The sequence below is a fragment of the Affinirhizobium helianthi genome (assembly GCF_042680945.1).
Lineage (GTDB): Bacteria > Pseudomonadota > Alphaproteobacteria > Rhizobiales > Rhizobiaceae > Neorhizobium > Neorhizobium helianthi.
Genome location: NZ_JBHUEQ010000025.1, coordinates 23,234 through 49,056, shown reverse-complemented (window position 1 = coordinate 49,056; position 25,823 = coordinate 23,234). Strand labels below are relative to the sequence as shown.

The following is a 25,823-nucleotide window of genomic DNA, read 5'->3' as shown; positions in this document are numbered from 1 at the left end:
TATGTTTTTCTGGATCGTTATCGCAGTTTTGACGGCAGGCGTGGCGGGATTGCTTCTTGCACCGCTTATGAAAGCAATTCCCGACGCCCCCGAAAAGGGCGAGGATGAGGCGGCGGTCTATCGTGACCAGTTGCAGGAGATCGATCGCGATCTTGCGCAGGGCCTGATCGGCGCAACCGAAGCGGACTATGCCCGTGCCGAAATCGGACGCCGTCTGCTGGCGGTTTCCGATGGCCGCGCAGCCGCAGCCGCAGCCGAAAAAGCGGCACAGCGCAAACATCGGCTGACCACCGCCTTCGTGGTGCTCTGTCCTCCCGTCATAGGGCTGGCGGGCTATCTGATGCTCGGCCAACCCGGCGTGCCGGACCAGCCACTGGCGGCCCGGCTGGAAAATCCCGGCAATAACATTGCACTGCTGATCGCCAAGGCCGAGCGGCATCTGGCGCAGAACCCGCAGGATGGAGCGGGCTGGGATCTGCTGGCACCGATCTATTTCCGATCCAACCGCTATGATGACGCAGAGGCTGCCTATCGCAATGCCATGCGCATTCTGGGCGAGACGCCGCAGCGTCTGGCGGGGCTGGGCGAAACGCTGGTGGCATCCAACCAGGGCATCGTGACCGAGGAGGCGCGGGCTTTCTTTGAAAAGGCGGCGGCCGCCGATCGTGACAATATGCGTGCCCGCTTCTACGTGGCGCTGGGGTTTGAGCAGGCAGGCCGCAAGGCCGAGGCGCTTTCAGCCTTTGAGGCTATTGCCAAGGACTCGCCGCCCGGTGCCGCCTGGGAGCAGCTGGTTGCGCAGCATATTGCCGCCAATCGACCGGCTGATGCGCCGAAGGGCACCCCGCAACTGGGCAACCCCACGGGCGCGGACATTGCCGCTGCCGAGGGCATGTCTTCAGACGACCGGCAGGCGATGATTGCGGGAATGGTGGCAAGCCTTGAGGCCAAGCTGAAGGACGACCCGAAGAACATTGAGGGCTGGCTTCGGCTGGTGCGTTCCTACAAGGTGATGGGACAGGATGAAAAGGCGCGACAAGCCTTGCAGACCGGCCTGACGACCTATCCTGAAACGAGTGATGAGGGGCGGCGACTGGTGGCGCTGGCTCGGGAAATGGGGCTGAGCGGGGGAAGCCTGCAATGACACGCAAGCAAAAGAGACTGGCCATCATCGCTGGCGGCATGAGCTTCATTCTGACCGCCGTGCTTTTGGTGATGTTCGCCTTCAGCCAATCGGTGGCCTATTTCTTCATGCCGAGCGATCTGGCGAAAAATGAAGTTTCACCCGGAACGCGAATCCGGCTTGGTGGACTGGTCGAGGCCGGTTCTGTCGTGCGTGGCGAAGGCTCCACCGTCAGCTTCAAGGTGACGGATGGTTCCGCCAGCGTGCCGGTGAGCTATACGGGGATCTTGCCCGACCTGTTTCGCGAGGGCCAAGGGGTGGTGACGGAAGGCGTATTTGCCTCAGCCAACGCCTTCGTGGCCGATTCGGTGCTGGCCAAGCATGATGAGAACTACATGCCGAAAGAAGTGGCCGACCGCCTGAAAGCCGACGGCGTGTGGAAGGAAGGCGAGGGCGGCAGCCCCTCCGGGAGCGTGACAAAATGATCATCGAAATCGGTCATTACGCATTGGTTCTTTCGCTCGCTGTGGGGCTGATCGTTTCGATTGTGCCGGTGATCGGCGCGCGCCGCCAGGACACGGCGATGATGGCCATTGCGCCGCCTGCCTCGGTTCTGCTGTTCGTTCTGGTGTCCATTTCTTTCCTCGCGCTCACCTGGGCCTATGCGGTCTCCGACTTTTCCGTGCGCAACGTCTGGGAAAACTCCCATTCGCTGATGCCCATGATCTACAAGCTGAGCGGCGTCTGGGGGAACCACGAGGGCTCCATGATGCTGTGGCTGCTGATTCTTGCCCTGTTCAGCGCCCTGGTGGCGCTGTTCGGCAAAAATCTGCCCGACACGCTGAAAGCCAATGTGCTGGCCGTGCAGGGCTGGGTGGGCGTTGCCTTCACGCTGTTCATCCTGCTGACCTCCAACCCCTTTGTGCGGCTGATGCCTGCGCCTGCCGAGGGGCAGGACCTGAACCCGGTGCTGCAGGATCCCGGCCTGGCGGTGCATCCGCCATTGCTCTATCTCGGCTATGTCGGCTTTTCCGTCTGCTTCTCCTTTGCCGTTGCCGCGCTGATGGAAGGGCGCATCGATGCCGCCTGGGCACGCTGGGTGCGGCCCTGGACACTGGCGGCCTGGACTTTCCTCACCGCCGGGATCGCCATGGGATCCTACTGGGCCTATTACGAACTTGGCTGGGGCGGCTGGTGGTTCTGGGATCCGGTGGAGAACGCCTCTTTCATGCCCTGGCTGGCCGGAACGGCGCTTTTGCACTCGGCGCTGGTGATGGAAAAACGCGAAGCGCTGAAAATCTGGACCGTGCTTCTGGCAATCATCACCTTCTCGCTCTCGCTGCTTGGCACTTTCCTGGTGCGCTCCGGCGTCTTGACCTCCGTGCATGCCTTTGCAACGGACCCGACGCGCGGAACTTTCATTCTGACCATTCTCTCGATTTTCGTCGGCGGTGCATTCTCCCTGTTTGCGCTGCGTGCGCCGGGTCTGAAGAGCGGTGGACTTTTTGCGCCGATTTCCCGCGAGGGATCGCTGGTTTTGAACAACCTGATTCTTACCGTTGCCACGGCAACCGTGCTGACGGGAACGCTGTATCCGCTGGTGTTGGAAACGCTGACAGGCGAGAAAATTTCCGTTGGCGCGCCCTTCTTCAACCTGACCTTCGGGCTGTTGATGGTGCCGCTTCTGCTGATCGTGCCGTTCGGCCCGCTGCTTGCCTGGAAGCGGGGTGACCTTCTGGGCGCATTGCAGCGGCTTTACGGTGCGGCCGGACTTTCTCTCGTTGCGGGACTTGGCCTCTATTACGCGCAGAACGGCGGGCCTGTGATGGCCTGGCTGGGGCTGGCACTGGGCTTCTTCCTGATGTTCGGCGCATTGGCCGATCTCTGGTATCGCGCCAATTTCGGCAAGCTGGCCTTCAAAGTGGCATTTGCCCGTCTCAAGGGCCTGCCGCGCTCGGCCTTCGGCACGGCGCTGGCGCATTTCGGCCTTGGCGTGACGGTTCTCGGCGTCGTGGCCGTGACCACGTTCGAGACCGAAACCGTGCTGGAAATGAAGCAGGGCCAGGTGGCACAGGCCGGTGGCTACTCGATCATTTTCGACGGAATGCGGGAAGCGGTTGGCCCCAACTACACCGAGGAACGCGCTCACTTCACCATCAGCCGCGGCGGCGTGGCGGTGCGCGATGTCTGGTCCTCCAAGCGCATCTATACCGCGCGCCGGATGCCGACCACGGAGGCGGGGATCCTGAGCTTCGGCCTCAGCCAGCTTTATGTATCGCTTGGCGATCCGATGGCGGATGGCGGCATTGTCGTGCGTATCTGGTGGAAGCCGTACATTCTGTGCATCTGGGGCGGAGCTTTGGTGATGACGATTGGCGGCTTCGTTTCGCTCTCCGACCGTCGATTGCGAGTGGGGGCTCCCAGCCGCAGGGCAAAGGCTGTGAGGGTGGCGATGGAGCCAGCGGAATGAAACGGCTGTTTTCCATTGCGGTCCTGCTGTTTCTGGCCTTTGCGCCGGGTCATGCCCTGGCTGTGAACCCGGATGAGATTTTGAAAGATCCGGTTCTGGAGGAGCGGGCCAGAAATCTTTCCGCGCAGCTTCGCTGCATGGTTTGCCAGAACCAGTCGATTGACGATTCCAATGCCGAACTGGCGAAGGATCTGCGGCTTCTGGTGCGCGAGCGCATTACACAGGGCGACAGCGACCAGCAGGTGATCGACTACCTCGTTTCCCGCTATGGCGAATTCGTGCTGCTGAAGCCGCGCCTGAGCGAGAAAACGATTGCGCTATGGGCAATGCCAGCGGCACTTTTCGCAGTGGGTATTGTGGCCGTTTTCCTGTTTCTGCGCCGGTCTCGCCCCTCCCGGAAAGAAGAAAAGCTTCTTTCTCCGGAAGAACAGGCACGGGTGGACCAATTGCTGCGCCAGGGGCGCCCGGACTGATACTTCAGCCTGACATCAACATTACAAACATTTCACCCCGCGGACAGGTGCAGTTAAGGTCTCACTCCCTATATCTTCATTCATCAACTCACCGCCGGACTTCCGGCTTCCGCTGAATGAATGAAAAGGTATCGACCATGAGCAAGATCGGACGCCCTTCCTTGAAGACAATTCTCAAGGGCACGACTGTTGCGGGCCTTGCGGCTGTCATGCTTTCAACCGGGATTCCGGCCCAGGTTTACGAAAGCTTTGCCGAGCCTGTGACGGTCAACTCTCCGCAGGTCCCAAGCTTTGCGGATATCGTTTCGGCCGTTTCGCCCGCCGTCGTTTCGGTTCGCGTCAAATCCGATGCAACTGCCGCCTCCGACGATGCCAGCAACGGCTTCTCCTTCAACTTTGGCGGTCGCGGTTTTGACGATCTTCCCGACGACCACCCGCTGAAGCGCTTCTTCAAGGAGTTCGGCGGACAGATGCCGAACGGTCGCAACCAGGATCACGCCGAACGCGGAAACCGGAATGGAAATCGCCAGCACTTCATGCGCCCGGTGGCGCAGGGTTCCGGCTTCTTCATCTCCGAAGACGGCTATCTGGTAACCAATAACCACGTCGTCGCGGACGGCTCTGCCTACACGGTTGTGATGAACGACGGCACCGAGCTGGATGCCAAGCTGGTGGGCAAGGACAGCCGCACGGACCTTGCCGTGCTGAAGGTCGATGCCAAGCGCAAGTTCCAGTATGTGAAGTTTGCCGATGACAGCAAGATCCGCGTTGGCGACTGGGTGGTGGCTGTCGGGAACCCCTTCGGACTTGGCGGAACGGTGACGGCCGGTATCGTGTCAGCCCGTGGCCGTGACATCGGCAGCGGCCCTTACGACGATTTCATCCAGATCGATGCGCCCGTCAACCGCGGTAACTCCGGTGGCCCGACCTTCAACCAGAGCGGCGAAGTGGTGGGCATCAACACCGCGATCTTCTCGCCTTCCGGCGGTAGTGTCGGGATCGCCTTCGCCATCCCGGCTTCCACCGCCAAGGATGTGGTGGCCGAGCTGATGAAGAGCGGCAAGGTGGAGCGCGGCTGGCTGGGCGTGCAGATTCAGCCGGTTACGCAGGACATTGCCGAATCGCTCGGGCTTTCTGAAGCCAAGGGTGCGCTGGTCGTTGCCCCGCAGGACAATTCTCCGGGTGCCAAGGCCGGTATCAAGCAGGGCGACGTGATTACCGCCGTCAACGGCGATCCGATCAAGGATGCGCGTGACCTTGCGAAGAAGGTTGCGGCCATCGGCCCGAACAAGAAGATCGACGTTTCAATCTGGCGCAATGGCAAGGCGCAATCTGTCGAAGTGACGCTCGGCAACCTTGCAAGCGATGAGGCCAACAAGGGCGACACCAGACAGAGCCAGGAGCAGAGCCAGCCTTCCAGTGAAAAGGCATTGGCAAGCCTCGGCATCACGGTTGCGCCTTCCGATGACGGCAAGGGCGTCTCCGTCACGGATGTCGATCCTGACTCGGAAGCCGCGGCCAAGGGCTTGCGCGAAGGTGAGAAGATCACCTCCGTGAACAACCAGCAGGTCAATACGGCTGCCGACATCAGCAAGGCGATTGAGACGGCCCGGAAGGATGGACGCACCCGCGCGCTCTTCCAGGTGGAATCGCAGAGCGGTAGCCGCTTCCTCGCACTGCCGATCAACCAGGGCTGATCGCTGCCACCGATTGCGGTATCGGGCGTCGGGGCAGCCAGGGTCGTGAACCCTGGTCCCGACGCCTTCTTTTTTAAGAAGGACACGCCCATGCAAGCAGATATCCACACCCAGGATGTAACAGCTGAAAGCACTTCCAACGAGCAGGGTCACGGGGCTATGGTGGCCCACATGAAGATTCTCGTAATTGAAGACGATCTGGAAGCTGCTGCCTATATGACCAAGGCCTTCAAGGAGGCCGGGATTGTGGCTGACCATGCCAGCGATGGCGAAAGCGGGCTCTTCATGGGCAGCGAGAACAGCTACGACGTGATGGTGATCGACCGGATGCTGCCGCGCCGCGATGGTCTGGCTGTGATCAGCGAGCTGCGCAAGCGTGGCATCAATACGCCCGTTCTGATCCTTTCCGCCCTTGGGCAGGTGGATGACCGGGTGACAGGGCTTCGCGCCGGAGGCGATGACTACCTTCCCAAACCCTACGCTTTCAGCGAGCTTCTTGCACGCGTGGAAGTGTTGGGCAGGCGCAAGGGCACGCCCGAACAGGAAATGATCTATCGCGTTGGCGATCTGGAGCTTGACCGCCTCTCCCATGAAGTGCGCCGTGGCGGGAAGGAAGTTCTTCTGCAGCCGAGAGAATTTCGCCTGCTCGAATATCTCATGAAGAATGCCGGTCAGGTGGTGACGCGCACCATGCTGCTGGAAAACGTATGGGACTACCACTTCGACCCGCAGACCAATGTGATTGACGTGCATGTGTCACGCCTGCGCTCCAAGATCGAAAAGGATTTCGACAGGCCGCTTCTGAAAACCATTCGCGGTGCGGGCTACATGATCAAGGACGAGGGCTGACACCGCCCATGAGCCGTCTTCGCCTGTTGTTCCGGTCCACCAGCGTTCGGCTGTCCGCGCTATACATCATTCTGTTTTCGCTCTGCGCGGCCTTTCTCGTGGTCTATGTCACGGCCATGTCCGAGCGTATTCTGGCGCAGCAGGTCCGCGAGAACCTGAACCAGGAAACCTCCGATGTGCGCGGGGCCTATGAGCGCGGCGGCATCAACCTTCTTCTGCGAACCATGGAGCGGCGTGCACGCCAGCCGGGTGCCAATCTTTATGTGATCGCAAGCCCGACCGGCGAGATGCTGGCGGGCAATGTGGCCTCCGTCGAGCCGGGGGTTCTGGATCAGGAAGGCTGGACGCGGATGCCTTTCCGCTATGAGCCCTTTACCGAAATGGGGCCGAAGCGCGAGCATGTTGCAACCGCCAATGTGTTTTTTCTGGATAATGGCCTGCGCGTCATGGTGGGGCGCGATCTGGGCGAGCCGGGACGGTTCCGGGGGATCGTTCGCCGTGCGCTGATGGTGGCGCTGGCGATCATGGGGCTTGGTGCGCTGGTCATCTGGTTTGGCATTGGCAGAAACGCACTGCGCCGCATCGACCGGATGTCTGCCGCCAGCACGAAGATCATGGCGGGCGATCTTTCGCAGCGCTTGCCCGTGGGACTGGCAGGCGATGAGTTCGACCGTCTGTCGGAATCGCTGAATGCCATGCTGGAGCGCATTGAAAAGCTGAATGAGGGCCTGCGCCAGGTCTCCGACAATATTGCCCATGACTTGAAGACGCCGCTGACCCGTTTGAGAAACAAGGCGGCCGATGCGCTTGAGGAAAACGATGAAGAGGTGCGGCGCACCGCGCTTGAGGGAATCATCGGTGAATCCGATCAGCTGATCCGCACTTTCAACGCGCTTCTGATGATTTCTCGCGTCGAGGCGGGATCAATTGCCGCCGAAATGTCTTCCGTCGATATCTCCGCGATTTCTGCCGATTGCGCTGAACTTTATGAGCCCGTGGCCGAAGATGCCGGCCTCGCACTCAAGATGGAGATCGAGCCCGGTTTGACGGTGCAGGGCAACAGGGAGCTGATCGGGCAAGCGATCTTCAATCTGCTGGACAATGCCATCAAATACTCCGCCGAGGCCGATGGCCGAGAGCCGGTTTATGTGCGCCTGAAACGCCAGGGCGAAGAGCTGCGCCTTTCGGTTTGCGATCACGGCCCGGGCGTGCCGGCAGAGAAGCGCGGCGAAGTGGTGAAGCGGTTCGTGCGTCTGGATGAAAGTCGCTCAAAGCCGGGAACGGGTTTGGGTCTCTCGCTCGTTGAGGCGGTTATGGAGCTTCACGGGGGGAGACTGGAACTTTCTGCGACGCATGACGAGAACCATGCCATGCCCGGCCTGACGGTGACGATGATCTTTCCGCTTCCGACAGCCTGAGATTCCCTTCTGACCTTGCAAGGGCTGACATCAGGATCGAACAAGGCTACACGCTATGGGTGGAACGGAGGAGGTTCTTATCGTGGCCGAGCAGTTCGAATCTTTGGCGGATCTTCGCGCTAACCCTTTGCGCCCCTTCAACCAGACGGAGGCCAAGGCCGCACAGGCCGCGCTGAAGGAGATTGGCCAACAGGAGCCGCTTGTGGCAGAAGCCTTGAAGGAGGCTTCTCCGCTCAAGGATTTTCTGGTCGCGGCGCTATCGCTTTCACCTTTCCTGAAAGAAAGCCTGACCATTCAGCCATCACTTTTGGCCAAGGCGCTTCGTGAGCCGCTTGAAACGCTGCTGGAGCGTGCCGTCACGACCGCGCGGCAAAGCTGGCAGCCGGGAGAGACGGCCACGCCGAGCGAGGCGGAGGTGATGGCGGCGCTTCGCCTTGCCAAGCGTGAGGTGAGCGTGCTGTTGGCGCTGGCCGACCTTTCCCGAATGCACGATGCCCGCCAGACAACGGCCTGGCTGACGCGTCTGGCCGATGCGGCGGTTGCCGCTTCTATCGATCATCTGCTGCTGGCGGCAGACACGTCAGGCAAGCTCAAGCTGGCTGACCGCACGGACCCGAGCCGGGATTGCGGCTTGATCGTGCTTGGCATGGGCAAGCTGGGAGCAGGGGAACTCAATTATTCCTCCGATATCGATCTCGTGGTCTTCTACGATGTGGAGACGGGTGTTCTGCCAGATCCGCTGGAGGCAAGCGAGATTTACGGGCGCATGATGCGGCGACTGATCCGCATGATGCAGGAACGCACGGGCGACGGCTATGTGTTCCGCACCGACCTGAGACTGCGGCCCGATCCCGGTTCCACGCCGCTGGCCGTTTCGGTTGAGGCAGCACTCATCTATTACGAAGGGCGTGGCCAGAACTGGGAACGCGCGGCCTACATCAAGGCCCGGCCAATGGCAGGCGACCTGAAGGCGGGCGAGGATTTTCTGCGCCAGCTGGTGCCGTTCGTTTTCCGGAAATATCTCGATTATGCGGCGATTGCCGATATTCACTCCATCAAACGCCAGATCCATGCCCATAAGGGCCACGGTGCCATTGCCGTGAAAGGGCATGATGTGAAGCTCGGTCGCGGCGGTATTCGCGAGATTGAATTCTTTGCGCAAACGCAGCAATTGATCGCCGGCGGACGCATGCCGCCGCTGCGCGCGCGCCGCACCGAGGATGCGCTGGCGGCGCTGGCGCAAGCCCAGTGGATCAAGCCCGAGATTGCAACCGAACTCACCAATGCATACTGGTTCCTGCGTGATGTGGAGCATCGCATCCAGATGGTGCGCGACGAGCAGACCCATCGACTGCCGGAAACCGAGACGGAGCTGAAGCGCATTGCCTTCATGATGGGCTTTGACGACACCAAGGCGTTCAGCGAGCACCTTGAAGCCGTGCTGCGCATTGTGGAAAAGCGTTATGCGCGGCTTTTCGAGCAGGAGGCCAAGCTTTCTGCCGCCGATGGCAACCTGGTGTTTACCGGCCAGAACGATGACCCCGAGACGTTGAACACGCTTTCGCGGATGGGCTTCGAGCGTCCGGCGGATATGTCGCGCGTCATTCGCACCTGGCATTATGGCCGCTATCGTGCCACCCAATCGGTTGAGGCGCGCGAGCGGCTGACTGAACTGATGCCGGAACTCTTGAGTGCTTTCGGACGAAGCAAGCGGGCAGACGAGGCATTGCTGCGCTTCGATGGGTTTCTGAAGGCGCTGCCCGCAGGCATTCAGTTGTTTTCCTTGCTTGGAAACAATCAAAACCTGCTGACCCTGGTGGTGAACATTATGTCTTCCGCCCCGCGACTGGCGGATATTATTGCCCAGCGCCCCCATGTTTTCGACGGAATGCTGGACCCTGGCCTGATGGCGGAAATGCCGACGCGCGCCTATCTGGAAGAGCGTCTTCGCGTGTTTCTGGGCGGTGCACGCCATTACGAGGATCTGCTGGATCGCCTGCGCATCTTCGCCTCGGAGCAGCGCTTCCTCATCGGCATCCGGCTGTTGACCGGAGCGATCGATGGCATCAAGGCGGGCCGCGCATTCACCCATCTTGCGGATCTGATCATCACGCAGGCGCTGCAGGCCGTGCAGCAGGAAATCCGACAGGTGCATGGCGACTTTCCTGCGGGCAGGGTTGCGGTGATCGGAATGGGCAAGCTGGGCAGCCACGAACTGACGGCTGGCTCTGATGTCGATGTCATCCTGCTCTATGATTACGAGGACGGTGCGCTGGAATCGGACGGGGAAAAGCCGATCGATGCCGTGCGCTACTTTACCCGGATCACGCAGCGCCTGATCGCGGCGCTATCTGCGCCGACGGCCGAGGGGATCGTCTTCGAGGTCGATCTGCGTTTGCGGCCTTCCGGCAACAAGGGGCCGGTGGCCACGCGCATCAATGCCTTCCGCAAATATCAGGAGGAAGAGGCGTGGACCTGGGAGCATATGGCCTTGAGCCGTGCGCGGCCCATCTGCGGCGATGAAAGCCTGATGAGCGAGGCCCAGCAGGTGATGGAGGCTATTCTTTCGCGCCCACGTGAGACGGCCAAGATTGCAGCCGACGTGGCCGAGATGCGAGGTCTGATCGAGAAGGAAAAGCCGCCGCGTGACCTTTGGGATCTCAAGCTCTTGCCGGGAGGTCTTATCGACATTGAGTTCCTGGCGCAGTTTGCACGCCTGATCGCTCCGTTTGCGCCAGACGATGCCGAGAGCCAGGAGCCGCGCCTCACAGGCACGGGCAAGGCGTTGAGCCGTTATGGGCAGGGGATTCTAACGCAGGACGAACTCGAACTCTGCCTGGGGGCATTGCGCTTCTATACCGAGCTTTCGCAGATCATCCGCCTTTGCGTGGGCAGCGAGTTCGAGCCCAAGGACGCACCGGCAGGGCTGATAGAACGCTTATGCGTTGCTGCCGATGCGCCGAATTTGAAGCTGGTGGAAGCGGATATCAAGCGGCTGTCGAAGTCTGTCCGTTCTGCGTTTCAGGCGACGCTTCGACGGGCTTCGTCGGGATGAACAGAGCAACGACGGTGCCATGATTCATGCGCGAGCGAATGCGCATGGTGCCGCCGTGCAGCCCGACGAGCGAGCGCGATATGGCAAGGCCAAGGCCGGAGCCTCCCTTGCTCTTGGCATACTGGCTCTGCACCTGCTCGAAGGGTTGGCCGATCTTGCCAATCGCCGATTTTGGAATGCCGATGCCGGTATCGGCAATCGTCAAACGCAGCCCCTTGCCGGTGTCACGCGCGCGCAGCTCGATGCGGCCACCTGCGTTTGTAAACTTGACCGCATTGGACAAGAGGTTGAGCAGGATCTGCTTCATGGCGCGCCGATCCCCCATCATGGTCAGGTCGGGCGTGATATGCTGCTTCACGGTGATGGATTTTTCCTGCGCCGGGATGGAGGTGAGACGCAGGCTTTCTTCGATGAGGGGCGCAAGATCGATTGTCTCGCAATGGATCTTCATGTGACCTGCCTCGATCTTCGACATATCCAGAATGTCGTTGATCACGTTCAACAGGTGCTTGCCGCTCTCATGAATATCACGCGCATATTCGCTGTATTTCGGTGAGCCGACCGGCCCGAACATGCCATTGAGCAGGATTTCGGAAAAGCCCAGAATGGCATTGAGCGGAGTGCGCAACTCATGGCTCATATTGGCAAGGAATTCCGACTTGGCCTTGTTGGCTGCCTCGGCACGATCCTTTTCCATGAGATAATTGGCATTGGCAATGGATAGCTCTGCCTTCTGACGCTCGAGCTTCTTTTGCGACGAGGAGAGATCGCCGATGGTGGCCATGAGGCGGCGCTCGGATTCGCGCAAGCGCTCCTGATGGCGTTTCAGCAGGGTGATGTCCGTTCCGACGGAAACGAGACCGCCATCGCGCGTGCGGCGCTCATTGATCTGTAGCCAGCGCTCATCGGCAAGCTGAACTTCGATCGTTCGCGAAAAGCCGTTCTGATCGGGATCGGCAATCCGGCGTTCGACCACGGGCCGCGATGCCGCTGTCAGAACAGTGCTGCGCTCGGTTCCCGGCACAAGCACGCTATCCGGCAGGCCATAGGCCTGTTGGAAATGGGCATTACACATGACGAGGCGGTCGTTCTTGTCCCACAGAACGAAGGCTTCCGACGTGCATTCGATCGCATCGGCCAGCCGCTGGTCGGCCTCCGCATAACGCTGTGCCAAACGATGCTGCTCGGTCACATCCATCGCAATGCCGATGACATGTGTTCGGCCCGCTGCTGTGCGAACCACCTGTGCACGCGCCCGCATCCAGACATAGTGCCCGCTGGCGTGGCGCATACGGAAAACCTGATCGACCTGCTTGGCATTGCCACGCCCGACGGCACGCGCCATGGCAAACAGGTTGCCATCCGCCGGATGCATCATCCGCGCAGCCTCGCTGAAGGACAGGACATTGTTGCCCGGCGGAAGTCCAAGCATTTCGTACATGGACCGCGACCAGAACAGTTTCCGGTTCGTCAGGTCGAAATCCCACAAGCCGCAGCGCCCGCGCGACAGAGCCGTCTCCACACGCATGTTGGATTCAAGAAAGATCTCATCCGCTTCACGGGCACGCTTGGCCTGCATGTAATAGGCATAGAGAATGACCAGCATCACCGATGAAATGCCGGTGAAAAGCGTGACATTGAGCGACACCTGCTGGCGCCAGTAGCTTTCTATTTCCTGCAACGAATAGGCCGCGACCAGAAGGCCGCCGCCTATGCTGCGGATCGCCGCATAATGGGGAACGCCTTCAAAGGTGGTTTCAATGATCCCGTTGCCATCACTGAAACGTCGCACCGCAACCATCTCTGGCAGGACGGCATCGAAACGGGCACCAATGAACTCCGATGCGCTGGAGCTTGCGCCGAAAATACGCCCTTCGCCATCGACCAGCAGAACGAATGCATCCTGCGAGATGTTCGGGACAGACTGCGCAAGACGCGTCTCGCCTGCGGATCGCTCCGCCTTCTGAAATACGTCCTGACGCCCATCGAAAGCCGATGTGCCGAGCGAGGCCAAAAGGGCAGTCGTCTGGCGGGCATCCTCTTCCATGCGTGCCCGCTCAGACACCAAGCCCATCAAGCGGGAGGTCGCGATAACGGCCAGAAAAGCAAGGATGAGGATGGGAATGGCCCGTTTCAACCAAAGCTCTGCGCTTGGCAAACGCCGGACGCGGCGTTTGGCCCCAAGGACGCGTACTGCCACGGACAGGCTCCCCGGCAGTACGCGGTCCCTGAGCCTGACAAACAGCCGTCCTTCGGCCGCGGTTCCCCGCTGCACGTCCGCCATGGTTCCGTTGATCCCTCGTGAATGATTCGCAAATCACCTTGCGATCTGAGGGCAGTGAATCATCGCGGATTCGCCTTGTCCAGAGGACGGATTAATAAAAGTTTAACCTAATAAAATGGCGGACCCGAGGGGCCCGCCAGATGCAGATCGGTACAATGCTCGCAGACTGCGATTACTGGTCCTTCAGCATTCGCTCGATGAGATCGCGAACATCTGTAGAAAGCGACGGCGTGCGTTCAATCTCGACCAGGGCGGAGCGGGCGTGATTGGCGCGGACCGATTCCATGGAACGCCACGACCGCATGGAGGTGAGTATGCGGGCCGCAAGCTGGGGATTGCGCGGATCGATGCCGATGATCTGGCTGGCAAGGAAGCGATAGCCCTCTCCATCGGCCCGATGGAAGCCGGTAGGATTGGCAAAGGCGAAGGAGCCAACCAGCGACCGCACCCGGTTCGGGTTGTTCGGAGCATAATGCGGATCTTCGAGAAGTGCCTTGACTCGCGACAGTGCGGATGCGCCCGGAATGGTGGCCTGGATGGCGAACCATTTATCCAGCACCAGCGCATTGGCCTCAAAGCGTTTGAGGAACGCGCCGAGCGCCTCTGCCGTCTTGGCATCGTCTGGGAAGCGGTGAGCAAGCACGGTGAGGGCGTGCACCATGTCCGTCATATTGTCGGCTGCGGCAAAGGCGCTTGCAGCACGCTCTGCACCGCCGTCCAGCAGGGCAAGATAGCCGAGAGCGCTGTTTCGCAATGCACGCTTTCCGGCGCTTGCGGCATCGGGAGTGAAGGTGCCTTGCGTCTTCATGCTCTCGAACAGCTTGCCGAAGACCTCGGCACCCGCCTTGGCAATCTGCTTCAGGATTGCCTGTCGGCCAGAATGGATGGCGTCCGGATCGTTATTGCCGCCAAGTTCCCGCGCCACATCGTTCTCGCTCGGCAGAGCCAGTGCCTGTGCCCGGAATGCCGGTTCGAGCGTTTCATCGGCTGCCGCCTCCAGCAAGGCGTTGATGAAGGCTTTTTCGCAGACGGTTTCCTTGCCTTCGCGGGCGTCGCGTGCAGCCTGAAGGAGGTTCGGCAAGGCAAGATCCGTCAGTGCCTGCCAGCGGGCGAAAAGATCCGTATCATGGCGGGCGATCTGTACCAGATCATCAGCGCTTTGCTTGAAATCCAGATTGATCGGCGCCGAGAAGCTGCGGTTGAGGGACAGGACCGGACGCGACCCCACGCCGGAGAAGGTGAAGCTCTGCTGCCGTTCGGTGAGATGCAGAACGTCTCCCGTGACTTCGCCGCCAGAAACGGAGGCCGCGTTCACAAGCGATCCATTATCCGCAATCAGTGCGAAGGATAGGGGAATATGCATCGGCTGCTTGTTCGGCTGTCCAGGTGTGGCGGGAATGGCCTGCTCCAGGGAAAGCTCGAACGTCTTTGCGGCAGCATCATAGCTGGTCGAAGCGGTGACCAGCGGCGTGCCTGCCTGATGATACCATAGCGAAAACTGGCTGAGATCCCGGCCGTTGGCATCCTCGAACGATTTGACGAAATCTTCGACGGTTGCCGCGTCCCCGTCATGGCGCTCGAAATAGAGATCCATGCCCTTCTTGAAGCCATCGCGGCCCAAGATGGTGGCAATCATCCGCGTGACTTCCGACCCCTTCTCGTAAACAGTGGTGGTGTAGAAGTTGTTGATCTCGCGGTACGTGGTTGGGCGAACCGGATGCGCCAGCGGGCCGCTATCTTCCGGGAACTGCTCTGCCTTCAGGTGACGCACTTCGGCAATGCGCTTGACCGAGCGTGAACGCTGATCGGCGGAGAATTCGTGATCCCTGAAGACCGTGAGGCCTTCCTTCAGGCAAAGCTGGAACCAATCGCGGCAGGTGATGCGATTGCCCGTCCAGTTGTGGAAATATTCATGGGCGATGATCGCCTCGATATTGGCATAATCCTGATCCGTTGCCGTCTCTGGATCGGCCAGCACGTATTTGTCATTGAAGACGTTGAGGCCCTTGTTCTCCATGGCGCCCATGTTGAAGTCCGACACGGCGACGATCATGAAGATATCCAGATCGTATTCACGACCGAACACCTCTTCATCCCACTTCATGGAACGCTTCAGGGCATCCATCGCATAGGATGCGCGGGCTTCCTTTCCGTGTTCCACGTAGATCTTCAGCTTGACCTCGCGATCCGACATGGTCGTGAAGGTATCTTCGACGACGCCAAGATCGCCTGCAACCAGAGCAAACAGATAGCTGGGCTTGGGGAAGGGATCGAACCAGGCGGCAAAGTGCCGGCCCTCATCGTAGTTCCCGCCTCCCAGGAAATTGCCATTGGACAGGAGAACCGGATTGGCCGCCTTGTCTGCAATGATGGTGACCGTAAACGGGGCCAGCACATCAGGCCGATCAGGGAAATAGGTAATGCGGCGGAAGCCTTCCGCCTCGCATTGCGTGCAATAGACGCCATTCGTGCGGTAGAGACCCATCAATTGGGTATTCTCTTCCGGATTGATGGTGGTGATCACCGTGACCTCGAAAGGTGCGGTTTCCGGGAGATCGCGGATCACAAGACTGCTTGGCGACAAATCATATTGTCCGGCAGGCAGTTCGTTTTGATCCAGACGCAGTTCCGTCAGCGTCAGCTCGTCGCCATCCAGCACAAGCGGGGCCTTGGCATCGACACCTTCACGGCGGTGGAAGATGAGGCGCGATTCCAGTCGAGTCGCCCGTGGGTCTAATTCGAATGTAAGGTCTACGCGTTCCAATACGAAGTCAGTGGGGCGGTAATCTGCCAGATGCACAATCTGACCCGTGTCTGTACGCATGATCTTTCCTGATATGGAATTGCCGAACGGTTATGAACTTTACTTACTCAGTCGCGGGCACTATTGCACCCAAAACTGAACGATTGTTAAAGCGGTTCCAAATAAGCACACTCAAACGCGCTGCGCGATTGGTTTGATTAACAATTCGAAAGCGCGTGGCGCTTTTGCAGCTTAAGTATTGATGAATCCAGCAAAATTCGTGATGCATAAACTTTGGAACTTCGACTAAGCTAGGGCACTTCTTCCGATTTCGAATCCTCTGCCGCCCGCTATTGATGCCACCGTGAGTTCCAGATGAGTGCCGAAGCCCCGGATCCCCTGAGGGGGATCGCCATGAAGATCCTGTCCGTCATCGTTTTTCTCGGAATGCAGACCTGCATCAAGTCAGCCGGAGATGGTATTCCGGCAGGGCAAATCACGTTCTACCGCTCCTTCTTCGCGCTGATTCCCATCTTTGCTTATCTGGCCATGCGAAAGGAACTGATCACCGCCTTCCACACGCACAGCTTTACCGGACATCTCAAGCGCGGCACTCTCGGCATGACCGCCATGGCTCTCGGCTTCTTCGGGTTGATCCACCTGCCGCTGCCCGATGCAATTGCCATTGGATATGCTTCACCTTTGATGGCCGTGATATTTGCAGCTCTTATTCTGCGGGAAAGGGTGCGCTTCTATCGGTGGACGGCGGTTGCGGTTGGCATCATCGGCGTGTTGATCATATCCTGGCCGAAGCTGACAATGTTCGAACATGGTGGCATGGCCTCCAATGAGGCGACAGGCGCCATCGCAGTTCTGCTATCGGCTGTGATTGGCGGTCTTGCGATGGTGCAGACGCGCCAACTGGTGCGGACCGAGCGGACCTTCACCATTGTTCTCTATTTTTCTCTCACCTCATCCGCCTTTTCTCTCCTCAGTCTGCCCTTTGGCTGGACGAGCTTGGACTGGGAAACCAAACTGATTCTGGTGGGGGCAGGTATTTGTGGCGGTCTGGGCCAGATTTTTCTGACGGAAAGCTACCGTTGGGCGGACGTCTCGACCGTTGCCCCCTTTGATTATTCCTCGATCATTCTCGGAATCATCATCGCCTACTTTCTGTTTGGCGATGTGCCGACCTGGCAAATGCTGTTGGGCACGGCAATCACTGTCTCTGCCGGGATTTTCATTATCTATCGCGAGCACAGGCTGGGCCTGGAACGCAAAGCGGCGAGGAAAGCTTCCTCGCCGCCTGCATGAAAGGGACTATTGCAGTCTGAACGCAAAATGCTGATGCATTTTTGCGCGATCTATTTCAGATCGGGATACCGGACAGGCTTGATCTTGCCTTCGATTCCTGGCCATCGGCACGCGCTGCGGCGCGGGTATACTCGCTGCTGGCGCGGACTGCAGTGGATATGGCGGCGATGTTATCGCGAAAACGGCGCAGTTGCTGCTTCATCATCATTTCCTTCCTGATCTCGAGGATCAGCGCTCGCGAAGATCCGCGAAAATCGTGGTGGGGCGGGTCAGGATCCCACGGCGGGCATAGGCACGCGCTGTCAGCTGCTCGTTCGTGACCGTGCTGAAGCTGTGATAGCCCGCAGTCGAGCGCGGTGACAGGCCAGCAAGACGCAACGTCTCGAAACCGGAATGAATTGGGCGAATGCGAGTGCTCATGGCCTTGGTTCCTAATGTGGTTCCTCCCAAGACACGGTGATAATATTGCACTGCAACATAAAAATTTCAACCGCGACAAGAGCCGCTCTGCCATGTGCACTATGCATGGCTGGATTCATAAATTTGTAACGAACGGGTTCAGCTCTTCTGAAGCTCTGCCCGGAAGGCCAGAAGATCCTGCCAGGCCAGCGCCTTGTTGGCAGGCGCAGTAAGCAGATCCTGAGGGTGAAGGCTTGCAATCGCTCGCGCCGTGACACCTGCAACCGTTACCTCACGGAACGCACCGCGAAGCGCGAAAATGGATTGTTCCTCGCCAAAGAAGAAGCGGGCGGTGAAATTGCCAAGGAGCAACATGTGCTTGGGTCGAACCAGTTCGACCTGCCGCTCGAAAAAGGGGCGGCAGATTTCCATTTCCGCTGGGGAGGGTGGCCGGTTTCCTGGCGGTCTCCAGGCGACGATATTGGTCAGAAGAACCTTTTCCCGGTCCAGATCGATTGCTGCGAGCATGCGATCCAGCAATTGTCCTGCGCGTCCGGCAAAAGGCGCGCCGTCGCGATCGCAATCAGAGGAGGGCATGGGTCCGACAACCATGATGCCGGAATCCGGACTGCCAGATAGAAAGACTGTCGAGCGCGCACCGTTCTTGAGATTGCATCCGGTGAAGTTTTCCAGCGCAGTTCGCAACTCATCAAGGGAATGCGCGGCGGCAGCAGCCTGCCTTGCTGCAGCAACAGCATCGGCATCCGGGATGGCAACGGTGGCAGATGACACCGCACGATTGGCCGGTTGGGAGGATTGTCCGTCAGTGCTGGCCTTTACGGATCGGTGAGCCGAGCCTGAACCCGCCTGCTGTGGCTCGCGTTGCTTGGCCTGGGAGGCGCGGGCTGCCCGCTGTTCTGCAAACTCGGCAATCCGATCGACTGGCTGCTCTTCCAGCAGCCAGTCGCAACCGGCATCCGCATAGAAATGCAGAAGGGCAGCAAGCTCCGCAGGCGCGAGTGTCTGGGCTGAGGTCATTCTTCTACCTTAGCCGATCCCAGGCTGCGGATAAAGCCGATCACCCTAGGCTACCCACTGTTCAATGTCGGAGCTTTCTCCAATCAGCGCCAGGCCATGCGCAATGGACAGAAGCTCGCCGCCGCTTTCCAGCCGCTCCGCGCCGAAACGCTTGAGGAAGAGATTGCGAACGGCAGGCACGAAAGAGGTGCCACCGGTGAGGAACACCTTGTCCACCTCGGATGCCGACGTGTTCGTCGTCTCCAGAACCTCATCCAGAGCCCCTTCGATCCTGGCAAGATCGTCTGAGATCCAGCTTTCGAAATCCGACCGCTTCACCATCTTCCGACCTGCCCTGCCGAGAGGTGCGAAATGAAATTCCGCTTCCTCGGCATTCGAGAGCGCCATCTTGGTTGCGGAGATGGCCTGATAGAGCGGATAGCCTTCATCATGCTCGATGAGATCGATGAAAAGCTCCAGCTTGTCCGGCTCGGTGGCAGATCGAACCAGGGACTGTAGATCAGTGAATTCACGGGTCGTCTTGAAGATGGAAAGCTGATTCCAGCGCCCGAAATTTGCGTAATAACCTGCTGGAACCTCCAGCACCTTATCGAAGCTTCGAAAATGGCTGCCCTTGCCGATTTCAGGCGAGACCAGATTATCGATGAGGCGATAATCGAAATGATCGCCCGCAATGCCCACACCCGAGTGGCCGATGGGGATGGCACGCAATTGGCCGGCATGGCGTTCAAAGCGAATGAGCGAGTAGTCCGTCGTGCCGCCACCGAAATCCGCAACCAGAACATTGGCGTCGCGTGTGAGCGATTGGGCGAAGTAATAGGCTGCGGCCACAGGCTCATAGACGAAACGGACCTCCGGCAAATCAAAACGCGCCAGCGCGGCGCGATAGCGCTCCATTGCCAAGGACTCATTCGGATTGGCGCCAGCAAACCGGACCGGTCTGCCCACCATCAGCCGTGAGATGTTTTCGGGCCATGCATCACCCGCATAGGCTTTGAGGCGGCGCAAGAAGATTTCCATGAGATCTTCGAACTGCTGCTTGCGCGCAAAGACAAGCGTGGCCTGAAAGGCGGCGCTGGCAGCGAAGGTCTTGATCGATTGCAGGAAGCGGCAATCGCCCGGATTATCGATGAACATGCGGATCGCAGCCTGGCCGGCTTCCACTTTGAGAGCCTGCGCACCCAGCGCCTTGTCCTTCATGAAGGAGAGGGCGGTTCGCATGCTGTCTGCTTCACCCGCGCTGCTGACAAAGGGAACCGAATGCGTGCCATTCGCTCCCGCATCCTTCAAAGCAAGAACGGTGTTGGTCGTGCCGAAATCGAGCCCGAGCGCGCGTGCCATGGCCGCAATCCTTTCTGTCTATGATTGAGAGCGGATGCTGGGCATCCGGCAAAGTCCGCAGGCGTGCTGGACCTTCGAAACAGGAGGCGGGCTGATCGCACAGGAGCCTCGTTTTGGCAAGAGAAAGGGGCGAACAATCGTCCGCCCCTTTTGGCATGGCTGTCTTGCGATTTACTCCGCCGCAGCCTGTGACGGTGGATGAAAGGCCGTATTTGCGGCTTCTTCGCGCTTGTTACGCCTGAAGAGACGGCCAAGTGCTTTGCCTGCCCGATCCATTTCGACGAAAATGACCGGGGTGATGAAAAGCGTAAGCAATTGGGAAACGACAAGACCGCCGACGACGGCAATGCCAAGAGGTTGGCGAAGTTCTGAGCTTGCCCCCGAACCAAGCGCAATGGGAAGAGCACCGAGCAGGGCGCAAAACGTCGTCATCATGATGGGTCGGAAACGTCGGACGCAGGCTTCGTGAATAGCCTTCGGTGCGCTTTCGCCGTGATCGCGGATCAATTCCACGGCCACGTCAATCATCATGATGGCGTTCTTCTTGACGATGCCGATCAGCATCAACAGGCCGATAAGGGCGATGACCGAAAGGTCGAAGTTCATCACCTTCAATGCAATCAGCGCACCGAATGCTGCCGCTGGCAGACCGGAGAGGATCGTCAACGGATGGATGAAGCTTTCGTATAGAACGCCCAAGACTACATAAATTGTGAGAACGGCAGCGAGGATCAGCAAGCCGGTATTGCCCTGGCTCTGCTGGAAGATGGCTGCTGTACCACCATAGGAGGTGAAGACATCGCTCGGCATATCGATTGTCTTCTTGATCTGGTCAATCCGGGCCGTTGCTTCCGAAAGCGCGACGCCATCTGGAAGGTTGAACGATATCGTCGTCGATACAAGCTGGCCGGTTTGGTTGATTGCCACCGGTGCAGACGAGCGTACGACAGTGGCGAAGTTCGACAGCGGAACAAGCGCGTTCGTTTGCGGAGAGAGAATGTTGATGTCTCTCAGGAATTCATCGTCGTAAGGACGAGACTGATCGAACTCGACAATAACGTCATAGCTATCGCCGGTGGACTGAATTTGTGCAGCAGTGTAACCGCCGAATGCCATTTCCAGTGTCTTGCGCAATTGATCGTTGCTAATGCCGAAAGCCGCTGCCTTGTCCGTATCGATGTGAATATTGGCGGCAATCGCGCCGTTTTGCGCATCCGTTGCAAGATCGGTGAACATGCGGTCCTGCCGCATGGCCGCCATCATCTTCGCGGCCCATTCATTTGTCGCGGCGGCGTTCAGAGCCTGGACCACCAATTGATATTGGCTGGCGGTGGAACGTCCGCCAAAGCGCAAGCTTTGCTGTGGCATGACATAGGTCTTCAATCCAGCCACCTTGGAGGTCTCCTGCCGGAGTTGGTTGAGCGTTTCTGCCAGCGGAGGACGTTGCTCCTTCGGTTTCAACTCGACAAACATCGTGCCGTTGTTGAGTGGACTGCGTGAACTGCCGCCGACGATGGAGGTAACATGCGCGACCGCTGGGTTCTGGCGAACGATATCGGCGACCTGTGCCTGAAGCGCTTGCATCGATTGAAAGGAAATGTCTTCCCGAGCCCGCGTAGACATGGAAAGACGCCCTATATCCTCCTGCGGGAAGAAGCTTGAAGGCAGGGTTTGGAAGAGCCAGCCGGAGGCGACGACGCTGCCGATGAAGGCCAGCATGACGGTGCCGCGATGGCGAAGACACCAGGAGACCGACCGGTCATAAGCGCGCAATGTCTTTTCGAACCCTGCCTCAAACCAACGGATTATGAAGGGTGGGCGACCCGAATGCTGGGGCAGGCGCGAGCCCAGCATAGGCGTTACTGTCAAGGACACCAGCGCCGAGGCCATGATGGCCATGGTAACGACCATGCCGAACTCGTTGAACAGCCTTCCGACCACACCGCCCATGAGCAGGATCGGAATGAAGACTGCCACGAGCGAAATCGACATGGACAGGATCGTATAGCTAACCTCCGCCGCACCCTTGAGCGCTGCCTCACGCATGGGCAGGCCCTCTTCCGAGAGGCGCAGAATATTCTCCAGCATGACAATGGCATCGTCGACCACAAGGCCGACCGACAGGGTGAGGCCAAGGAGCGAGATGTTATCGATGCTGTAGCCCAGCACATACATGCCCCCGAACGTCGCAATCAATGAAAGCGGCACGGCGAGCGCTGGAATAAGAGTTGCGGTGAGATGGCCGGTGAAGAGGTAGATGACGAGAACGACGAGCGCAATTGTGAGGAAGAGCGTGAACTGGACGTCCGATATGGCGTCCTTGATCGAAACTGATGCGTCGTTCATCACATTCAGATGAACGGAGGGTGGAAGCTGCGCCTGCAAGGCTGGAAGCTTTGCCTTTATTGCGTTGACGACATCCACGGTGTTTGCATCGGGCTGGCGCTGGACGGCCAGGATGATGGCCTGCTTTGTATCATACCAGCTGCCGGCATTCAGGTTGGCGATACTATCCTGAACATTGGCCACATCGCCCAGGTGGATGGGAGCGCCGTTTCTTGTGGCGATCACGAGCGAGCGAAATTCATCTGCATTGGTGCGTTGCGTCTTCGCGTCGATGGTGAGCTGCTGCTTTGCGCTTTGCAACGTGCCAACGGGCGTCTGGCTGTTGGCTCCCGCGATGGCGGAGGCCACCGTATCCACGCCCAGGCCGCGCGCTTGCAGCTTGGCTGGGTCCAGTTCCACGCGCACGGCATAGGTTTGCGCACCATAGACACCGACTTCCGCAACGCCGGACAGGGTGGAGAGCAAGGGCGAGACGACATTCTGCGCGATCTCGTCCACCTTGGAGCGCGGAAGCTCATCGGAGTTGATTGTGAGCAGCAGGATTGGCGCGTCTGCGGGATTGGTTTTGCGATAGCTCGGCGGTGTGCTCATGTTGCCGGGCAATTGGCGTGTCGCGTGGGAAATTGCGGCCTGAACATCCGCCGCCGCCGCATCGATATTGCGGTTAAGATCGAACTGCAGAACGATGGATGTGTTGCCAAGCGAGTTTGAGGCGCTGATTTCGCTGATGCCGGGGATCGTTTCGAACTGCTTGATCAGCGGGGTGGCGACCGATGTTGCCATGGTTTCCGGAGAGGCACCCGAAAGTGAGGCCGACACATTGATCGTGGGAAAATCCACGTGCGGCAGGGCTGCGACCGGCAGCTGTTTGTACCCGGCCAAGCCGGCCAGAACCAGACCGATGGCGAGGAGCGTGGTTGCAACAGGTCTGTTGATGCAGAAGGCCGGTATCATCGTATCACGCTCCCAGCCAGCGAAGCCTGTTCCGTCTCGCCTGTCTTTCTGGCCGTCTGGCCGCCTGCGAACTGCTCCACAATTGTCTGGCCGTCGGCCAGTTGCACCTGACCTTCCACCACCACATGTTGGCCTTCCGATAGACCGGATGCGATAGCCGTCTGATCGCCATTGGAGCGTCCAACGGCAACCTTGGTGGCGTGAACCTTGCTATCCGCATCGACGGTATAGACGAAGGGACCGTCCGCCCCCTGGCGCACAGCAACGGTGGGCACAATCAATGAGCGCTCATCGGGCATGAAATGCACTGTTATATTCAGGCTTTCACCTGGCCACAGAAGGGCTTTTCCGTTCTCGAACTCCGCTTTTGCCAGAACCGTGCCTGAGGCTTGATCGACGCTATTGTCAAAGAAGGACAACTTGCCCCGGTCGGCGGCACCTCCGGTCGCAGAGAGGTCGGCATCGGCTGTAGCGCCCTCCTTGAGACCCTTTTGCAATTGCGGCAGATAGCGCTGCGGCATGCGGAAGGTCACGTAGATGGGGTCGTAGCGGGTAATGGTGACGACGCTTGCCCCCGCACTCAGATATGCGCCCGGACTGGTCGCAATATTGCCGAGGCGCCCGTCATAGGGGGCCTTGAGTTCCAGATTGCCCAGCGCAATCTGGTCGGCGGTCAGCGTCGCCTTGTCCGCCTCTACCTTGGCCGCAGCGGAATCGCGGGCTGCCTTTGCCTGTTCGAACCCCTGTTCCGATTGAACATTCTGCTTGAGCAGGTTCTGCGCACGTTGAAGGGCAGCTTCGGCCAGCGAAAGCGCGGCATGATCGCTTGTCAGGTTTGCCTGATCCTTCGCGACAAGCGCATGGGCACTGCGATCATCCTGTCGGGCGATCACATCCCCCTTCTTCACCTCCTGTCCGTCTTGCACCAGAATTTCGACAACGGGACCAGATTGCAGCGCCCCGATCGTGGTAATGTCGGCGGGCTCCGCCCAGCCGGTTGCGCCGACGTCCATGGGTAAGGCGCCCGTTGCGGCGGCGAGGGTACGGACCGATGTGGGGCCGCTCTTGCGCCTTCCCTGACCGTCAATCGGGGGCACGGCCCCTTGATGCTCGCCTTTCATGGCCGTGGGATCGGCAGAGGCTGCCGAAGACAGTCCGGCAGCCAGTTTCAGCTGTTGCCAGGAGGGCGGACGGACGGCGAGAGGAAGCTCTTCTCGAAAATAGACGGCACCTGCCGCACCGATGGCCAGCATGCCGAGGAAGGACCAAAACTTGTTCATGGGCTAATCCGCGCTGGAGGCTGAAAAACAGCGGAGTCTGCTGCGTTGCAGCAAAGCAACGTCATGAACAGAACGCCTTCAACGAAGAAAAAGCACCTTAAACTTCCGTAAGGTCCTGTCTTTTATAGTGAGTGCGCGAAGTGGTATTAACACTTCGCGCAGAAGAGGCAGGTTTCGGCTTTGTTACAGCGATTTTGCCGCACCGCCGTCTACCCGGAGCATGGTGCCTGTGACATAGGCCGCAGCATGGGAGCAGAGGAAGGCACCAGCGGCGCCGAACTCTTCGACAGTGCCCAGCCGCCCAGCCGGAATCGAGGCAATTGAGGCCTTGCGAACCTCCTCCAGCGACTTGCCCTGGCGCTTGGCATTGGCGCCGTCCAGTTCGTCAATGCGGTCGGTATGGATGCGTCCCGGCAGGATCATATTGGCGGTGATGCCGTGCGATGCGACTTCCGTTGCGAGCGTCTTGTTCCAGCCAACCAGCGCACCGCGCAGCGTGTTGGAAAGGGCCAGATTGGGAATCGGCTCGATAACGCCGGAGGAGGCAACCGTCAGGATGCGGCCCCAGCCTTGCGCCTTCATGGCAGGCAGCACGGCATTGGTAAGCGCAATGACGCGCAGGACCATGCTCTGGAAATAGGTTTCAAGCTTCTGCACCGTCATATCCTCGGATGTTCCGGGTGTCGGGCCGCCTGTATTGTTGACGAGAATATCGATCCCGCCCAGTTTTTCTTCTGCAGCCTTCAGGAGCAAGGTCACGGCATCCTCCTCTGCCAGATCTGCCCAGACCCAGTCGGCCTTGCCTTTGCCCGCGGCATTGATGGCCTTGCAGTTTTCCGCCAGACGGTCGCCGCTTCTGCCGCACAGAAGAACATGGACGCCCTCCTGTGCGAGCGCTGTCGCAATGCCCAGTCCCAATCCTCGCGAAGAGGCCAGCACCAAAGCACGCTTGCCGGAAATGCCGAGATCCATGGGTATTCCTTTCCTATTTCCTCACCCGGGACGTTATAGCGCGTCACACAGACCGTGAAAGAGGGAC

Annotated in this window: 18 protein-coding genes; 9 read left to right on the top strand and 9 right to left on the bottom strand. The window is 59.3% G+C overall.

What is annotated here, in order from left to right; translation table 11 throughout:
• Position 1: 1 nt before the first annotated feature.
• From ccmI to ACFSE1_RS13685, 8 genes are all read left to right on the top strand, one after another.
• Positions 2 to 1,144, top strand: coding sequence for a c-type cytochrome biogenesis protein CcmI (gene ccmI, locus ACFSE1_RS13720; RefSeq protein ID WP_377402346.1), 1,143 nt, complete (start codon positions 2 to 4; stop codon positions 1,142 to 1,144).
• Positions 1,141 to 1,608: a cytochrome c maturation protein CcmE gene (gene ccmE / locus ACFSE1_RS13715; RefSeq protein WP_377402343.1), complete on the top strand. Its 468-nt coding sequence runs from the start codon at positions 1,141 to 1,143 to the stop codon at positions 1,606 to 1,608. The genes ccmI and ccmE overlap by 4 nt, the downstream gene beginning before the upstream one ends.
• Positions 1,605 to 3,593, top strand: a complete 1,989-nt coding sequence (locus ACFSE1_RS13710) for a heme lyase CcmF/NrfE family subunit (RefSeq protein WP_377402340.1) — start codon at positions 1,605 to 1,607, stop codon at positions 3,591 to 3,593. Before ccmE ends, ACFSE1_RS13710 begins: the two co-directional genes overlap by 4 nt.
• Positions 3,590 to 4,066 carry a cytochrome c-type biogenesis protein gene (locus ACFSE1_RS13705; RefSeq protein ID WP_377402337.1) on the top strand — a complete coding sequence of 159 codons (477 nt, stop codon included), beginning with the start codon at positions 3,590 to 3,592 and terminating at the stop codon, positions 4,064 to 4,066. The genes ACFSE1_RS13710 and ACFSE1_RS13705 overlap by 4 nt, the downstream gene beginning before the upstream one ends.
• Before the next feature lie 137 nt (positions 4,067 to 4,203).
• Positions 4,204 to 5,763 (top strand): Do family serine endopeptidase, encoded by a 1,560-nt coding sequence (locus ACFSE1_RS13700; protein ID WP_377402334.1) that lies wholly within the window; start codon positions 4,204 to 4,206, stop codon positions 5,761 to 5,763.
• A gap of 159 nt (positions 5,764 to 5,922) precedes the next feature.
• Positions 5,923 to 6,612 carry a response regulator transcription factor gene (locus ACFSE1_RS13695; protein ID WP_377402779.1) on the top strand — a complete coding sequence of 230 codons (690 nt, stop codon included), beginning with the start codon at positions 5,923 to 5,925 and terminating at the stop codon, positions 6,610 to 6,612.
• An 8-nt stretch (positions 6,613 to 6,620) separates the two neighbouring features.
• The gene (locus tag ACFSE1_RS13690) at positions 6,621 to 8,030 is read left to right on the top strand and encodes a sensor histidine kinase (RefSeq protein ID WP_377402331.1); all 1,410 of its coding nucleotides are present in this window, start codon (positions 6,621 to 6,623) and stop codon (positions 8,028 to 8,030) included.
• Between the two features lie 79 nt (positions 8,031 to 8,109).
• Positions 8,110 to 11,085, top strand: coding sequence for a bifunctional [glutamine synthetase] adenylyltransferase/[glutamine synthetase]-adenylyl-L-tyrosine phosphorylase (locus ACFSE1_RS13685; RefSeq protein ID WP_377402776.1), 2,976 nt, complete (start codon positions 8,110 to 8,112; stop codon positions 11,083 to 11,085).
• Here the strand turns inward: ACFSE1_RS13685 and ACFSE1_RS13680 are convergent.
• Both ACFSE1_RS13680 and pepN read right to left on the bottom strand, forming a co-directional pair.
• Positions 11,018 to 13,369: a PAS domain-containing sensor histidine kinase gene (locus ACFSE1_RS13680; RefSeq protein WP_377402328.1), complete on the bottom strand. Its 2,352-nt coding sequence runs from the start codon at positions 13,367 to 13,369 to the stop codon at positions 11,018 to 11,020. The genes ACFSE1_RS13685 and ACFSE1_RS13680 overlap by 68 nt on opposite strands.
• A 172-nt stretch (positions 13,370 to 13,541) precedes the next feature.
• Positions 13,542 to 16,193: an aminopeptidase N gene (gene pepN, locus ACFSE1_RS13675; protein ID WP_377402325.1), complete on the bottom strand. Its 2,652-nt coding sequence runs from the start codon at positions 16,191 to 16,193 to the stop codon at positions 13,542 to 13,544.
• 294 nt (positions 16,194 to 16,487) lie between these two features.
• Here pepN and ACFSE1_RS13670 point away from each other — a divergent pair, with 294 nt between their 5' ends.
• On the top strand, positions 16,488 to 17,426 hold the full coding sequence (locus ACFSE1_RS13670; protein ID WP_377402322.1) for a DMT family transporter: 939 nt from the start codon (positions 16,488 to 16,490) through the stop codon (positions 17,424 to 17,426).
• Positions 17,427 to 17,481: 55 nt separating this feature from the next.
• Here the strand turns inward: ACFSE1_RS13670 and ACFSE1_RS13665 are convergent, their stop codons facing one another.
• From ACFSE1_RS13665 to ACFSE1_RS13635, 7 genes are all read right to left on the bottom strand, one after another.
• Positions 17,482 to 17,628, bottom strand: coding sequence for a hypothetical protein (locus tag ACFSE1_RS13665; RefSeq protein ID WP_377402319.1), 147 nt, complete (start codon positions 17,626 to 17,628; stop codon positions 17,482 to 17,484).
• Between the two features lie 26 nt (positions 17,629 to 17,654).
• Positions 17,655 to 17,846, bottom strand: a complete 192-nt coding sequence (locus ACFSE1_RS13660; protein ID WP_377402316.1) for a hypothetical protein — start codon at positions 17,844 to 17,846, stop codon at positions 17,655 to 17,657.
• 138 nt (positions 17,847 to 17,984) lie between these two features.
• On the bottom strand, positions 17,985 to 18,863 hold the full coding sequence (locus ACFSE1_RS13655; protein ID WP_377402313.1) for a uracil-DNA glycosylase: 879 nt from the start codon (positions 18,861 to 18,863) through the stop codon (positions 17,985 to 17,987).
• 45 nt (positions 18,864 to 18,908) lie between these two features.
• On the bottom strand, positions 18,909 to 20,204 hold the full coding sequence (locus ACFSE1_RS13650) for an Hsp70 family protein (RefSeq protein ID WP_377402310.1): 1,296 nt from the start codon (positions 20,202 to 20,204) through the stop codon (positions 18,909 to 18,911).
• A 171-nt stretch (positions 20,205 to 20,375) separates the two neighbouring features.
• Complete coding sequence (locus ACFSE1_RS13645) at positions 20,376 to 23,504, bottom strand: efflux RND transporter permease subunit (protein WP_377402307.1); 3,129 nt, start codon at positions 23,502 to 23,504, stop codon at positions 20,376 to 20,378.
• Positions 23,501 to 24,784, bottom strand: a complete 1,284-nt coding sequence (locus tag ACFSE1_RS13640; RefSeq protein ID WP_377402304.1) for an efflux RND transporter periplasmic adaptor subunit — start codon at positions 24,782 to 24,784, stop codon at positions 23,501 to 23,503. Before ACFSE1_RS13640 ends, ACFSE1_RS13645 begins: the two co-directional genes overlap by 4 nt.
• 183 nt (positions 24,785 to 24,967) lie before the next feature.
• Positions 24,968 to 25,756: an SDR family oxidoreductase gene (locus ACFSE1_RS13635; protein ID WP_377402301.1), complete on the bottom strand. Its 789-nt coding sequence runs from the start codon at positions 25,754 to 25,756 to the stop codon at positions 24,968 to 24,970.
• Between the last annotated feature and the right edge of the window lie 67 nt (positions 25,757 to 25,823).

What these genes read in the sequence shown, in the direction of transcription:
- ccmI (WP_377402346.1), top strand. Translation starts at nt 2, where the DNA reads ATGTTTTTCTGGATCGTTATCGCAGTTTTGACGGCAGGCGTGGCGGGA.
- ACFSE1_RS13670 (WP_377402322.1), top strand. Translation starts at nt 16,488, where the DNA reads ATGAGTGCCGAAGCCCCGGATCCCCTGAGGGGGATCGCCATGAAGATC.
- ACFSE1_RS13695 (WP_377402779.1), top strand. Translation starts at nt 5,923, where the DNA reads ATGGTGGCCCACATGAAGATTCTCGTAATTGAAGACGATCTGGAAGCT.
- ACFSE1_RS13635 (WP_377402301.1), bottom strand. Translation starts at nt 25,756, where the DNA reads ATGGATCTCGGCATTTCCGGCAAGCGTGCTTTGGTGCTGGCCTCTTCG.
- ACFSE1_RS13705 (WP_377402337.1), top strand. Translation starts at nt 3,590, where the DNA reads ATGAAACGGCTGTTTTCCATTGCGGTCCTGCTGTTTCTGGCCTTTGCG.
- ACFSE1_RS13680 (WP_377402328.1), bottom strand. Translation starts at nt 13,369, where the DNA reads ATGGCGGACGTGCAGCGGGGAACCGCGGCCGAAGGACGGCTGTTTGTC.
- pepN (WP_377402325.1), bottom strand. Translation starts at nt 16,193, where the DNA reads ATGCGTACAGACACGGGTCAGATTGTGCATCTGGCAGATTACCGCCCC.
- ACFSE1_RS13690 (WP_377402331.1), top strand. Translation starts at nt 6,621, where the DNA reads ATGAGCCGTCTTCGCCTGTTGTTCCGGTCCACCAGCGTTCGGCTGTCC.
- ACFSE1_RS13710 (WP_377402340.1), top strand. Translation starts at nt 1,605, where the DNA reads ATGATCATCGAAATCGGTCATTACGCATTGGTTCTTTCGCTCGCTGTG.
- ACFSE1_RS13640 (WP_377402304.1), bottom strand. Translation starts at nt 24,784, where the DNA reads ATGAACAAGTTTTGGTCCTTCCTCGGCATGCTGGCCATCGGTGCGGCA.
- ACFSE1_RS13660 (WP_377402316.1), bottom strand. Translation starts at nt 17,846, where the DNA reads ATGAGCACTCGCATTCGCCCAATTCATTCCGGTTTCGAGACGTTGCGT.
- ACFSE1_RS13645 (WP_377402307.1), bottom strand. Translation starts at nt 23,504, where the DNA reads ATGATACCGGCCTTCTGCATCAACAGACCTGTTGCAACCACGCTCCTC.
- ACFSE1_RS13700 (WP_377402334.1), top strand. Translation starts at nt 4,204, where the DNA reads ATGAGCAAGATCGGACGCCCTTCCTTGAAGACAATTCTCAAGGGCACG.
- ACFSE1_RS13650 (WP_377402310.1), bottom strand. Translation starts at nt 20,204, where the DNA reads ATGGCACGCGCGCTCGGGCTCGATTTCGGCACGACCAACACCGTTCTT.
- ACFSE1_RS13665 (WP_377402319.1), bottom strand. Translation starts at nt 17,628, where the DNA reads ATGAAGCAGCAACTGCGCCGTTTTCGCGATAACATCGCCGCCATATCC.
- ccmE (WP_377402343.1), top strand. Translation starts at nt 1,141, where the DNA reads ATGACACGCAAGCAAAAGAGACTGGCCATCATCGCTGGCGGCATGAGC.
- ACFSE1_RS13655 (WP_377402313.1), bottom strand. Translation starts at nt 18,863, where the DNA reads ATGACCTCAGCCCAGACACTCGCGCCTGCGGAGCTTGCTGCCCTTCTG.